The sequence below is a fragment of the Roseateles sp. DB2 genome (genome assembly GCF_051857535.1).
GTDB lineage: Bacteria > Pseudomonadota > Gammaproteobacteria > Burkholderiales > Burkholderiaceae_C > Roseateles_B.
In genome coordinates, this window is the sequence record NZ_JBPZGY010000010.1 from 120,059 (window position 1) to 133,797 (window position 13,739).

Here is a 13,739-nt window from a genome sequence, read left to right on the forward strand (position 1 = left end):
TCAAGCCCCCCGATTCGCAATGACAGCCATCGCAGCGATGCCGACGGCAAAACAGATGAACAGCAGGCTGCCAGCCGACCAGAAACGCAGCATGCTGCGGCGCGATCGCGACACTTCCGCCGGTGTGTTGAGCCGCCCGACCACCCCCAGAACGGGCAGTTCGGTCACATCGCGCAGTTCGAGGGTGTCATGGAACACGGGGCGCAGCTGGCTGGCAATGAAAGAGGTGCCAAGGCCGGCAGCCACGGACAGGCCCCAAGCCGCAGCCAGCAGGACCAGCCGATTGGGAGCGACCGGCTGATTGGAGGCGCGAGGCGGGTCGATCAGGCGGAAATCAGCCACCCCGGACGCCACGTCCAGCTCGCCGGAAATGGCCGCCGACTCACGGCGAGCCACCAGCTCCTCGTAGTTCTTCTTGTGGACTGCGTAGTCCCGATTCAGCTGGGCAGCCTCGGCTTCCAGCTGTGGCGCCGTCTTCAGTGCGGCAAGCGCCTGCTGATAACGCGCCGAGTACTCACCCACCCGCGCCTGAAGCTGCGCCACCTGCACCTCGGTGGTCGCCAGCATGCGCGACAGCTCCTGTTGCACGGGCGTTCCCGCACTGCCGCCGCTGGTGCTTGTGCCGCTGCTGTTGCGGCGCATGTCGGCCAGCTCGCGCTTCTTCTGGTCTTCCAGATCCTTGATCAGCTTGCGGGTCTGAATGACATCGGGATGCTGGTCCGTGAATCGCTGCAGAAGCACGTCCAGATTGCGTTTCTGGGCGTCGATGCGCGCGTCCATCTCGGGCATGGCAAAGGCGGACGGATCCTGCAGCGCCGTCTGCGCTGCGCTGTCCAGGCGGGCACGTTCGGCCGCGAGCTGCTGCTTGGCCGCACTGCGGGCATTCTCGGCTTCACGCAACTCCAGACGGGCACGGTCCAGTTGGTTGCTCAACTCGCCCAGGCGAGAGGCAGCGTCCTTGCCCTCGCTGGCCGTGAGCTCAAGGTTGCGCAGGCGGAATTCCTTCAGACGCGCCTCCGCCTCTTCGAGCTTGCCTTCGTAGTTTTTGATCTGCTCGTTGATGAAGGTCGTCGCGGTGGCAGTTTCCTTGCGGCTGGCCCCCAGGCTGGACTCCACGAAAATGGACACCAGCGACTGCACGACACGCTTTGCGGTGTCCGGATCCTTGTCGCGGTAGGACAGGGTGTAGAGATTGTCCTTGGCGGTGCTGCGGATGGAGAGCTCCCGAGTCAGCATCTCAATCAGCGCTTCCTGCTGCGCCTTGCTCTGGTTCCCCAAATCCAGGTCTGCCATGCGGACGAGCTTTTCCATATTGGGCCGGCTGATCAGCGTACGGCTGAGCATCTGCACCTGAGTGTCCACATTGGGTTGGACGGCCAAGCCACTCATCAGGGGCTTGAGGATGGACTGGGTGTCCACATAGATGCGAGCACTGGCCTCGTAGCGATTGGGCAGCAGCAAGGCCACCAGCACCCCCAACGCGCCCACCAGCCAAGCCGCCAGCAGCCCTGCCCAGCGGTACTTCCACATGCGCCGACCCAACGTCAGCAACTGAGCGAATAACTGTTCCATTGTTGTCTGCTTGTCGGAAGCAATCAGCGGTGATCGCCTGCGCGACCACCGCCGTCAAAGGGTGTCTGGCCTCGGCAAACTCATGCCGCCAGCCATAAGACTCAGAAGAAGCTCTGGGGAATGATGAGAATATCGCCAGGTCGCATCTCGACATTGGCAGAAACGTCCCCCCGCTTGATAAGGTCCTTGAGGCGCACAGAATATTGCTTGTTGCCCTCAGAGGAACGCAGGATGGTTGCTTCGTTGCCAGCCGCGAAATCAGTGAGGCCGCCGACGGCGATCATCACGTCCAGCAGGGTCATCTGCTGCTTGTAAGGCAGGAACTGAGGCTTGGCAGCCTCGCCCACCACACGAATCTGCTCACTGTAAGGGCCGACAAAGCTGGTCACGATCACGGTGACGACAGGGTCGCGGACATACTTGGACAGCTGCTTCTCGATGTCACGCGCCACTTCCACGGGATTCTTGCCCTGAGCAAGCAGCTCATCAATCAGCGGCGTTGCAATCTTGCCGTCAGGGCGGACAGGGACGGTCATGGACAACTCTGGGTTGCGCCACACAATGATGTTCAGATTATCCCCGGCGCCAATGATGTAGCTGTAATTGCCTTCACCGACCTTGGCGGGCGCCTGCGGATACTTGCCCGACGTGGCACAGGCCCCGAGCAGGCTCAGGACTGCGCCAAGCGCGACAACGACGAACCCACGCAGGGCAAGGGCTTTGAACATAGAGCTGTCCTTCTTCGCTGATCTACGGAAAGGGATGGCGACAAGCGCACTGCGGGCCGAGCGGCTACAGGGCCGCAGCTCATCATGCCATAGGGATCCGGGCAGCCGGCGGACCTTCCCTCAGCCCCACCGTCGCCCATGACCACCTCGTGGCCTTTTCCCAGGCGGAGATTGCACACCAGCCGAGCGCCCCTGCCCATCCCTCGTATGAGTGCAGCATCAGCGGGCTAACAAGTGCTTACGAGTTCGTGCCGCGCAGCACCGGGCGAATGAACAACATCAGCAGTTTCTGCAGCGGATTGGCATTGCCGCCGGGTCGCCACGTGAAGCTCAATTTCTGCCGATAGGCATCAAACTGCATCGCCCAGGGCGCCGGCCGCAACTCCCCACGCCCAAGCAGCACTTTCAGCACAGAGGTTCCCATCACGCCGGCGCACAAATCACAGGCCATCATGGTGGACGGCCCTCTTCGCTCGGCGAAATTGACGGCCAGAGGCGCCACCAGATAAGGCCGCTGCAGCATGGCTGGAGACAGGCCCGCGATGAAGCGGGCATATTGCTCCTGTCGAGGTTGACCGTCGACCTTGAAATACTCCTCAAAGCTCATGGCCCCTGGCTTGAAGTACAGCAAAGCCACGCCCATTCCCAAGGGAGCAGCCGTCAGCGCCGGGATGCCTCTGCGTGCGCATTCAGCGAAAAGCAGGCGGCGTGCGTCCACGGCGAAGAAATCGATCCCGTCAACATAGACAGCCACGCCCTCAAGAAAGTCAGCGACATTGGCCTCGGTCACCCCTTGATCAAAGGTGCGCACCTCCGCTTCCGGGTTGATGGCACGGACCATCTCCTCCATCACCTTGACTTTGGGGCGGCCAATGGTCTCCATGGAGGATCCGACCTGCCGATTGAAGTTATGCACTTCGAACTCATCGAAATCGGCTAGGCGAAAGCCGCCGATGCCCAGCCGGGCCAGGGTCAGGGCGTGCGCACCACCCACCCCTCCCTGCCCTGCAATGGCTACCGTCGAACGCCGCAGCTTTGCCTGCTCCGCCTCGGTCACCCAACCGATATTTCTCGAAAAGGCCTTGCCGTAATCGAATCCAGACTGATCTTGCATATGTTTTCCCTGTTTGTGCCCATGCAGCGCTGGCGGCCTGGCGCATTCAGCGCCTGTTGGCAGGCAGGTTTGCCAACGCCCGCCAGTTTGCGCCAATCCGTGCAAGCTATGTCAAGATTCCAGCCGCCCCGGCAATTCACCAACAGGGAGACTTGAATGACCGAGCCCGACATGCTGGACCGACTGCTTGACCTGGCCCGTTGGGCACCCAGCGGGGACAACACCCAGCCTTGGCGTTTTGAACGCCTCAGCGAACGGCAAGTCCGCCTCCATGGCTTCGACACCCGGGACCACTGCGTCTACGACCTGGACGGCCATCCCAGCCAAATCAGCTTTGGCACTTGGTTGGAGACCTTTTCCATTGCAGCAGCCAGCCATGGCTGGCAGATGTCCATCGATCGCATGGACTTCAGTCAGGAATCACGTCCGCAGTTTGACATCAGCATCCATCCAGCCCCGAGCGCAAGCCAGGAACAGTTGGCCGCCCAGATCGAAAAGCGCAGTGTGCAACGGCGCCCTTTGCATCGAACCGCCCTCACCCACAAGGAAAAGGAAGCCCTCCAATCTTGCCTGCCCCAAGGCATGGCCGTGCACTGGCTGGATCAGCGCTTCGACCGGCTGAAGACAGCCAAACTACTGTTCCACTCCGCCAAGTTGCGCCTCACCATCGAAGAGGCTTACGAGGTCCACCGTGACATCATCGAATGGCACGCGCAGTTCAGTATCGACAAAGTTCCGGATCAAGCCCTAGGCGCCAGCCCCCCAACGGTACTGCTGATGCGTCAGGTCATGAAGAGCTGGCAACGTGTCAAGTTTTTCAACACTTTTCTCGCAGGCACCTGGGCGCCACGCATTGAATTGGACTTTCTACCTTCCCTCTGCTGCGCCGCGCATTTTGTGATTCACGCAAGCAAGGCTGCGCAAAGTCCTGAGGACTATGTACAGGCTGGACGCGCCATTCAACGCTTCTGGTTGCAAGCGACCGCCCTACAACTACAGCTGCAACCGGAAGTGACTCCATTGGTATTTAGCAGGTATTCACGCGAATCGCGTCAGTTCTCAAAGGCTGCTCACGCCATGCCGATGGCCAAGGACATCTGCCGGCGTATGGAACGGTTGCTGGGCCAGGACCTCGCAGGCCGCGCCGTCTTCATGGGACGCATCGGTCACGGATCGGCCGCCAAAGCGCGCTCCGTGCGAAAGCCCTTGAGCACGCTCGGCGTCTGATACATACGCAGCGAGCATGTGTCGGCGCACTTTACACCGCGCCCTCCCGGACGCCTCAGGCCCATCCACCAAAATCGCAACCCATTGCTTTTAAAGGAATTTTTTTTCCTGGCACAGGGTTTGCTGACAACACTGCAGGCGGCTCAGCGAATCGCACAGCTGACCAACCTGAAACAAGGAATGGAGAGAAACATGAACTTCAAGCACGTTTTGCGCACTGCAGCCGCTGCAGCTCTGGTCGCGGCCAGTGCCTCGGCTTCCGCTGGATACGTGGTGTTGGATGGCTGGCAGCTTCAAACGCCCACCACGAGCAAGACCAACATCGGTCGTCTGAACCTGACCAGCGGCACCGCGGTGGTGGAGCAGCAAGTGAATGGCCTGGGCCAGGCCTTCGTTGGCGCCAAGTTCGTTGAGAGTGGCGCGGTCTACTCGATGAGCTACACCATGGAAAATTCGGCTGGTGGCGGTGACTCTGGCCCTCCGAGCGGCCTGGGCGACACGCTGACCATCTCGTTCTCGAATGTGGCCGGCAAGGTTGTGGCCCTGAACCCGGGCGGTGGATTCAGGTACCAGTTCACTTCCGGCACTTTCCTGATGTCTGGCAATGGCGGCAACTACGCTTCCGGCAGCATCGTGGGTCTGGGCGGCAATGCTTCCTCGACGGCAGTGATCGGCGGCTTCAACGGTGACTCCACGCTGCTGGCCATGGTGCTGAACACGCTGAACCCCAGCTTCGCCATCAAGGACAGCCTGGGCATCAACCTGGCCGCTGACATGGCTTCGGGCAAGGTGCTGTTCCAAGCAGTGACCAACAACAACACCACCGGCTTCCTGGGCACTGGTGCCTGCTCTTTTGACGCAACCAAGATTTGCTCCAAGGTGACCGTTGCGTCGGGTGGTGATGCCTACCTGGTGCGTGACATCCCCGAGCCCGCAAGCATCGCCCTGGCTGGCGTCGCTCTGCTGGGTCTGGGCGTGGCCCGTCGCCGCAGCGAAAAGAAGTAATCAGCTCTCGCTGATAACAACGGAAGGGGTGCCGAAGGCACCCCTTCTTCGTTTGGCTCGGCCCCAGAGTTGACTCCTGTCATCTTGCACACAGCGATACAGCCCGCCCCCTCCATCGAGGCGCGCCATCTTGCGCGACGACGAGCAGCCTGGTGCATGAGCGGACGCACAAGGGCAGGAACCCAAGGTGCGTGTTCGAGGCAAGGCAGCATGGAACGCCCCCCGCGAAAACACCGCTTCTGATGACTAGCCGCCGCGCACCGAAGGCTTGATTGACAGATGCCGGCCTAAGCCGGGCGTGCACTCAGCATGCGTAGTGCATCGCCCAACACCTACACTTGCACGAACTGAACTTTGGTACACGTTCAAAGGTCACGGTGAGTCTGCCCCGTCTCGAAGGCAGCAACGCAATCACGCCAAGCTGCATCGGGCTCATCAACCAACCTGAAGCCGAAGAATCGACCTTGCTCGCTTTCCCGCTTGCGCACAACCTGCGCACGCAACCTGGCCCGCTCATGCTCGCCAAGGTCGACCACCACGTCGCCAACAAGTTCCAGGGTCAGGTCATTGCCGCAACGGGCCTGAAAGCCGGAGGCTGAAATCTCCATGATGTCCAACACGCAGACACGCTCTCCGGTGGCTGACACCAGGCGCATTTCAGCAGGGCAACGAATCGAGTAGCGCTGATGCCGGCGCAGTGGATGGTGCTCCAGCGCCTGCCCGGAGAGCATGGGTAGCACCTGGCGATACTCCGGTGTGTTGTAGATGGACCAGAGCAAGGCCTTCTTGCGGTCATCCAGGCCTTGCAACACTGGGCTACACCGATTGAAGAAGTGGTCCAACAGCGCGGGCGTCAGCACGGGATCATTGGTGGTGAAGTACCGCCGGCTGGGCAACACGATGTTGTCCAAGGATTGGCGATAGAAGAAGTGGTGCAGATTCTTGCGCAAGGGTCTGAACTGGTAGACCGCTCGAAATAGCGCTTCGGATTGGCTGAGATCCAAGGTGGCACCCACCGCAGGCGCCCCATTGGCAAAGTCATAGGCATCAACGGTGCGTGCCTGCAGGCGCTCGAAGAACAGGAGCGCTTCATAAAGCTCAATCTTGTCCGGATTGACCGCAATCACCAGATGCCGTGTATCGAAATACTCGGTGCAATACTGGTGCATGAATTTCATCAAGGGGAACAGGACCGCTCCTCCCGTCTTGCGAAATTCCGGGTGAACCGCCAGGGCAGAAATCTCTGCGATATTGCCGCGCTTTCGGCGCACGCCAGCAAGATCAAAGACGCTTTGCAGGGGAAAGCCGAAAACACCCTCCCGAATCATGGAAATGGTGCCAACGACACGCCCTTCCCATTTGGCGCAAATCGTCGTCGTCGTGGGCAATGCATGGTAGATCGTGATGCGCATGCCCGAAGGGTCCGGCTTCATGAAGCCGGCAGCAACATAGGCGTCGTGGAGAATCCGGAAGCAGGCCTCGAGTTCTTCCTGCGTCTCGGCGATCTTGAGTTGCAGCCTTGCATCAGGTTGCGGGTCACAATCCACCATGCGCCGATAAATGGCAAAGCGCAGTTCGCGAGGCAAGCCTCCGAACAATGCCCGCAACGCGGTATGGAGACGCTTGCGCAAGCTAGAGCGCTTGATACCGGCCATGATCGTTCCTCCCTGCCCGACTTCAGCGAAATCGGGCTACACGCACACCTTACTTCAAGAAGACCACCCCGACAGCAGCCCTCGATCGCGGCAAGCATGCCAGTGCAAGCTCACAGCTGACGCTGGAGTTCGCTCAACAGGCCTTTGAGATCACCCGACAAAGTGGCAGCGTCCACCTTGCCCAATTCTGCCTTGGCGCCGCTCTTGTCCCCGGTCGCCAACAGGGCCTGAGCCATGTGCAGACGAGCCGCCGATGCCCCCGGATTCAGTTGAACCGCCTTCCGTGAGGCCTCAAGAGCACGCGCTGGTTCACGAGCAGCCAATTGGGCCATGGCCAAGGTGTCCCAGAACTCGTCGATGTCATCACGCACCTGAACAGCCCGCTGCGCATACTCCACAGCGCCGGACTTGCCTGCTTTCAGCAGCAGCCAGGCCATGTTGTTCAGGGCCACCGAATGGCGAGGTTCCAGAGCCAGCACCTGATTGAACATGGATTCCGCCTCGGAGAGCTTGCCCGACTGCAAAGCCAGAGAGGCCAGATAGCTGAGAAAGTGAGCATCCTTTGGATGTGCCGCCATCCAGCTGGAAGCCAGGCGCGCAGCCTCGGCAGACTGCCCCGCCTTCTGCAAGACTGAGTGCAGCTTGATGGCGAGCATGGCGTCGTCGCGCTGCAGATCCAGCGCCGCCTTGAATTGACGTGCTGCCTCCGCCCACGCCTTCTGCGCGTAGGCCACGTCGCCTTGAGCAGCCAGGATCACTGACTTGGGCGCGCCCGCCACTTCCATGTCCTTGAGTGCAGTGCGTGCATCGCTGAACTTGCCCTGTGCCACCTGAATCGCAACCAGCTTGCCCAAGATTTCGGCATTGCGAGGTGCAAGCGCCACGGCACGACGCAAGTCCTGGGCAGCACCTGCCAAGTCCTTCGCCTGAGCATGCACTTCCGCCATGCGCAGGTAAGGATCGGGCGAATTCGGCATCTTGGCCACCAGCTTGTTCAGGGTGCTGACCGCCTGGTTCAGGTCCCCACTCAGCGCCTGCACCTGCCCCATGGCCAGAAGCATTTCGGCACTATCGGGAACGGCACTCAGCCCTTCCTGCGCTGCCTGCAAGCCCTGTTTGACGTCGCCTTGCGCTACACGATGCCGGATCAGGGCAAGCCTGGGCTCGGCAGCGTCGGGTGAGGCCTTGATGGCTACCTGCAGCAACTGTTCATATTCGATAGCGCTGGCACCCGCCCGGACACGCAACTCTATGGAGGCCATGCGCGCACGGATGTTGCGGGGGTCTTTCTCGACCATCGCGTCAAAGCGCTTGATGGCATCCGCAATGCGCCCCGAATCAACGTCCAGCATGGCCAGCGACACGGCCGCCTGGAAGTGGCTAGGCGCCAGCTGCAATGCCTGCTCGAACGACGCCCGCGCCTCCGGAAAGAGCTTGGCCTTGAGCTGGACACTGCCGCGTAGATAGGGAGCGTCTGCGAGCTTGGGCTGCTTTTGCTCCAACTGAGCAATTGCCTGCAAGGCGCCAGCGGAATCACTTCGACTCAACAGCGCGCTGATCAGGGCCAGGTCGGCGGTGTAGCCCGCCGTGTCTGCGGCGGCAAGGCCCTTTAACGTGCCCAGGCCCTCGTCAATGCGCCCCTTCTCCAGATCCACCACCGCAAGGGCTGTCTTGCTGCGCACGTCCTTGGGATCCAGATCAACAGCCTTGCGGAAAGCGTCGACTGCCTTGCCGGTTTCCCCTTGCACCAGGTAGGCCTGTCCAGCCAGCGCCATAGCTGCGTGGCTGCGCCCCTGCTGCTCCATCAGGGGCTGCAGGGCGCTGAGTGCCTTGCCAGCCTCGCCGACCTTCAGCAAGGTGTGCGCGAGCAGCAGGCGGGCAGAGGGGTTGTCTGCCGACTGGTTCAAGGATTGGCTGAGGTATTTTTCTGCGACCAGCAGCGCTCCGGATTGCGCGGCAATGGCACCAGCCAGATGCAGGAACCGCGCATCCTCGGGGCCCAGCTTCAGCATGGCCTGAGACTCTTCGTTGGCTTGCTTGAGGTCCCCCGCCTCCAAGGCAACCAAGGCAGCAACAAAGCGGGTTTGCGGGTGATTGGGTAAAGCCTTGCGCATCAGCTCGACCTGCCGACGAGCCGCCTCCAGATCGCCCTTGGTGAGGCGGAAGGTGGCCAGGCCCACATTGGCCCCCACAGACTTTGGATCCAGGGAAAGCGCCTGCTCATAGGCCACCACGGATTCAGCGTCGCGTCCCAGGCCAAAGCGCAGGAACTCGGCCTTTGCCAGCCAGGCCTTGGCATTCTTGGGCTCGTCTGCCAGCACCTGGGCCACCCGCTGCAGCGCCGTGTCATAGTCTCCGTTGTAGCCTGCCACGTTGGCCGCCACCAGCAGGGTTCGAGGCTGCTTGGCATCCAGAGCCAGGGCAGACTGAATGAAACGCTCGGCATATTCCTTGCGTTTGAGTAACAAGGCGGACTCCGCCAAGGTGGTCATCAGATCAGCCTGGGCCGTGGGAACATCCAGCTGCGTTCGAGAAAACTCGCTGAGCACTTTCTCGTACTCGCCGTAGATGAACAGCACACGGGCCAGCGGGGGCACGAGTTGGTCAGCTGGATAGCCGAGCTCCCGCGCCTTCTCCAGCTCGATGCGAGCACTGATGGGATCGCCCTGCGCCAGCAAAGTGGTCCCCAGGAGGAAACGTGCCTCCGCCATGGACGGGTCGCCCTGCAGGGCGCTCTTCAGCTCAATTGCAGCGCTCTTGCCGTCGTTCTTGGCAAGCATGGCCTTGGCCGCGGTCAGGTGCTGCTCAGGCGTCTTGCTGCTGCAGGCGCCAAGAAGGGCTGCCGCCAGTGCCGCAGCGAGAATCGTTCTGGAAAATGCCAGCAAAGCTGCCTCCTTTAGGGCGGTCTTTGGCCGCTCACTTCAATTGCAAGCGGTTCATCAAATCGTAGAGCGTGGGCCTGCTGACCCCCAGCAACTCTGCGGCTCGGACGATGTTGCCATCCGTTCGCGCCAATGCCTTGACCACAGCCTCCCGCTCCGCTCGCTCGCGCACCAGCCGCAGATCCAACTCTGCATTGACAGGCTGCCGGCCGTCATCCTGCACACCACGGATAGACAGGTCTGATCCAGCGATGCGCTCGTGCTCAGCCATGATCACGGCGCGCTTGATCACGTTCTGCAGTTCGCGGACGTTGCCCGGCCACTTCCAGCGCTCGATGATCGCCTGGGCGTCCTCACCCAAGCTCAGCCCTGGACGCCGAAGTTCCGAGGCGAATCGCTTCACGAAGGCGTGAGCCAGCAGCACCGCGTCACCCATCCGCTCGCGCAGTGGCGGCACCTCGACCACGATCTCAGCCAAGCGGTAGTACAGGTCTTCACGGAAGCGTCCCTCGGCAATCAGCGCCTGCAGGTCCTGGTGCGTCGCGCCAACCACGCGCACGTCGACGGCAATCTCGCCGCGCCCGCCCAGACGTTCTATGCTGCGCTCCTGCAGGAATCGCAGCAGCTTGGCCTGCAAGGCCATGGGCAGGTCGCCGATCTCATCCAGCATCAGCGTGCCGCCATGGGCCGTCTCGATCTTGCCGACGGTGGTCTTGGTGGCCCCCGTAAAGGCGCCCTTCTCGTAGCCGAACAGCTCGCTCTCCAGCAGCGCCTCGGGAATGGCAGCACAGTTGATGGCAACGAACTTGCCGCTGCGTCGAGAGGCCGCATGCAGCCCCTGAGCCAGCACTTCCTTGCCAGTGCCACTTTCGCCCAGGATCAAGACCGTGGCATCGCTGGGGGCCACGCGCTCAACCATGCGGCAGACCTTCACCATCTGAGGATCACGTGTCAACAGTCCGCCAAGCGCATCATTTGGCTGCCCGCGCTGCAGGCGGCGGTTTTCTTCCTGGAGTTCGTGCAGACGAAAGGCACGCTCCACGGTCAGCGAGAGTACGTCCGGGTCCACGGGCTTGGAGAGGAAGTCGTAGGCACCCAGGCGGATCGCTCGCAGGGCATTGGCATGATCATTCTGGCCTGTGAGCACGATCACCTTCGTGGCGGGCTCCAGCTCCAGCAGACGCTCCAGCAGCTTGAAGCCCTCACTGACCGAGTCCTGGTCCGGCGGCAGGCCCAGGTCCATGGTGACCACGGCTGGCTGATGGCGGCGGAACTGCTGAACGGCGCTGGTGCCGTCGCTGGCCAATATCGCGTCGAAGGCGTCGAGCGACCATTTGAGCTGCTTCTGCAAGGCGAGGTCATCCTCGACGATCAGCAGCTGACGTGTGTTCTCATTACTCATGCAGCATCCACCATCCCCAAGCCCTGGCCTTCCTGTGTCAAAAGCAACGGCAGGCTGATTGTGAGGCGTGTGCCCTGCCCCACCGCGCTCGCCACCTCAATCTTGCCCCCCAATTCCTGGACATACTGAAAACTTTCGAAGGCACCGATGCCCATGCCCGTCTCCTTGGTGGTCTGGAACGGACGGAAGAGTTTGGTCTGAATGAACTCCTCGCTCATGCCCTCACCCGTATCCGTGACAGTGACCACGGCATTGCTGCCGTGGCGATGCAGAGTTGCCCAGACTCGGCCCTCAGGGGGGGTCGCGTCCAGCGCATTCTGTACTGCGTGGCCTAGCACGCGCTCGACGCGGTCTTCCTGACCTCGGCACTGGATGGCCTCGAGCTCACCCAGCTCAAGGGTACGCCCCTTCTTCGCTGCCAACGCCTGGAGGCGCCGCAGCAGGGCCGGCAGGTCAACGCCCCCTTGCGCCCCCAACGGCCGTTGACCGTCCCGCAGTTGCATCAGCAACTGCCGCATCTTCTCAAGGGAGTTCTCGACCGTGGCCAGCATGTCGTCCTGAAACTCAGGATTGTCACGATGCTTCTGCGCGTTCTTCATCATCAGTGAGAGCTGGGTGACGATGTTCTTGAGGTCATGCACCACGAAGGCCGACATCTTGTGGAACGCATCGAACTTGCGGGCTTCGAGCAAGGCCTCAGTGGCTTGCACCTGAGCAAGGAACCCAGCGGCCTGCGCGCTCGCCGTCTTGAGCAGATCCCGGACTTCCCAGTTCACGTCCAGGCTTGCGCGCGAACGTTCCAGCACGACAAAGGCAATCAGCCGCGGCCCCGCCAGCAAGGGAACGATCAGCCAGTGCCTGGGCTCGTCCAACAAGGCCTGCGGCGCACGCACCCAATGCTTCCCGGTCTCCACGCCACCGGCGCGAAGTTGGTCAAGATCCAGGATCCAGCCGCTGCTAGACAGAAACTGTATGAATTCGTCCTGTTCCTGAACCACCAGCGAGTTGCGGACCGCATTGTGCCGAACCGCCTGGACAAACCCTCCCTGAACCTGGGATGGCAACCACAGGGAGCCGCCCAGACTCTCGACCAAGTTGGCCAGACCTTCGATGATGGACTGGCCCAGCGCCTCGGGAGAGTTCTGGGAAGACAGCATCGCGGTGAAGCGCAGCCATTCCTCGCGGTAGTCATAGCGATAGCTGAAGAAGTTCTTGCTGATGTAAACGCGAAGCTTGGCACGCAGTGCGCCGGAAAAGAACAGCAGCAGCAGCCCGACCAGCGAGACCACCAGCAGCCCGATCTGCAAGGCTCGGCCCCAGCCGCCACCGGTATAGCGCAGGTAATAACCCACAGCGGACACGGCGAGAAGATACAGGCCGCTGAGTATCAGCGTCGCCGAGTGAAAGACGGCGGCACGTGACACATGCAGCTTGGCAATCCAGTCCCTATGCCTTCGCGCAGCCACGAAAAGCAAGGGGACGGCAATCGCATGAACGCCCGCACGGATGCTGACGGCATCCAGATCCGACTCCCGGAACAAGGCCATCTGGGAGTAGAGATAAAGGTCAAAGGCGAAGATGACCCCTAGAGCGATGCACACAGGCTTGGCGTTCCATCTTGCACTGGCCTGCACGTTCTGATGCAACTGTTCGACCAGAACCAAGCCCAGCACCGCCAGCGCTAGGCAGTCAAACGCGGCCCAGTGATTCAGCACCGCTCGCGGGGCGGGAAGCAGCTCGGGCAGTCCTTCCAGCACGGCCTTGCCCAACAGCAGGGCGATGGCCAGCCACTGAGCGCTGCGATGGATCAGGCGCCTGTCATTCGAGCTTCGGCCCTCATGCAGCAGCCAACGCATGAAGCCTAGCCAAGCCAGGTATCGGGCTGCATCCAGCAAAGGCGCGATGGCCTGCAAGGTGCCGCCACTGCTCTGCAACTCCTGCGCGAGCCCCACGGCCGCCCAGGCCACGCTGCACAGCAACCCTGCCCAGAAAAACCAGGCCCCCCGGCGCTGCTCGCCCTGCAAACGCCGCAACTGCAGGCCATACGCAGCCGCGAACGCCCCATAAAAAAGCAAGGCCAGCAGATAGCCGGCCACGCCCAGATCAAATGACATCAACGATGTGCATCAATGAAAGAAAAGCGCCGCGGCGAGG

Annotated in this window: 9 protein-coding genes; 2 read left to right on the forward strand and 7 right to left on the reverse strand. The window is 61.5% G+C overall.

Annotated features, from left to right (window positions below; genetic code table 11):
• The 3 genes from ACS5PK_RS15835 to ACS5PK_RS15845 all read right to left on the reverse strand — a co-directional run bounded on the left by ACS5PK_RS15835 (position 1) and on the right by ACS5PK_RS15845 (position 3,414).
• The gene (locus tag ACS5PK_RS15835; protein WP_439441220.1) at positions 1–1,572 is read right to left on the reverse strand and encodes an XrtA system polysaccharide chain length determinant; all 1,572 of its coding nucleotides are present in this window, start codon (positions 1,570–1,572) and stop codon (positions 1–3) included.
• Positions 1,573–1,673: 101 nt separating this feature from the next.
• Positions 1,674–2,300 (reverse strand): XrtA/PEP-CTERM system exopolysaccharide export protein, encoded by a 627-nt coding sequence (locus tag ACS5PK_RS15840; protein ID WP_439441221.1) that lies wholly within the window; start codon positions 2,298–2,300, stop codon positions 1,674–1,676.
• A gap of 238 nt (positions 2,301–2,538) precedes the next feature.
• Positions 2,539–3,414 (reverse strand): ThiF family adenylyltransferase, encoded by an 876-nt coding sequence (locus tag ACS5PK_RS15845; protein ID WP_439441222.1) that lies wholly within the window; start codon positions 3,412–3,414, stop codon positions 2,539–2,541.
• Between the two features lie 156 nt (positions 3,415–3,570).
• Between ACS5PK_RS15845 and ACS5PK_RS15850 the strand changes: the two genes are divergently transcribed.
• Both ACS5PK_RS15850 and ACS5PK_RS15855 read left to right on the forward strand, forming a co-directional pair.
• Complete coding sequence (locus tag ACS5PK_RS15850; protein WP_439441223.1) at positions 3,571–4,641, forward strand: nitroreductase family protein; 1,071 nt, start codon at positions 3,571–3,573, stop codon at positions 4,639–4,641.
• 192 nt (positions 4,642–4,833) lie between these two features.
• A complete protein-coding gene (locus ACS5PK_RS15855; protein ID WP_439441224.1) occupies positions 4,834–5,646 on the forward strand; it encodes a PEP-CTERM sorting domain-containing protein in 813 nt (270 codons plus the stop codon).
• 365 nt (positions 5,647–6,011) lie between these two features.
• On the opposite strand, the gene ACS5PK_RS15860 is transcribed toward ACS5PK_RS15855, so the two are convergent.
• From ACS5PK_RS15860 to prsK, 4 genes are all read right to left on the reverse strand, one after another.
• Positions 6,012–7,301 carry a GNAT family N-acetyltransferase gene (locus tag ACS5PK_RS15860; RefSeq protein WP_439441225.1) on the reverse strand — a complete coding sequence of 430 codons (1,290 nt, stop codon included), beginning with the start codon at positions 7,299–7,301 and terminating at the stop codon, positions 6,012–6,014.
• A 110-nt stretch (positions 7,302–7,411) separates the two neighbouring features.
• Positions 7,412–10,186 carry an XrtA/PEP-CTERM system TPR-repeat protein PrsT gene (gene prsT, locus ACS5PK_RS15865; protein WP_439441226.1) on the reverse strand — a complete coding sequence of 925 codons (2,775 nt, stop codon included), beginning with the start codon at positions 10,184–10,186 and terminating at the stop codon, positions 7,412–7,414.
• A 31-nt stretch (positions 10,187–10,217) separates the two neighbouring features.
• Positions 10,218–11,585 carry a PEP-CTERM-box response regulator transcription factor gene (prsR, locus tag ACS5PK_RS15870; RefSeq protein ID WP_439441227.1) on the reverse strand — a complete coding sequence of 456 codons (1,368 nt, stop codon included), beginning with the start codon at positions 11,583–11,585 and terminating at the stop codon, positions 10,218–10,220.
• Entirely contained in the window at positions 11,582–13,699 is a 2,118-nt protein-coding gene (prsK, locus tag ACS5PK_RS15875; RefSeq protein ID WP_439441228.1) for an XrtA/PEP-CTERM system histidine kinase PrsK, read from the reverse strand. The genes prsR and prsK overlap by 4 nt, the downstream gene beginning before the upstream one ends.
• Between the last annotated feature and the right edge of the window lie 40 nt (positions 13,700–13,739).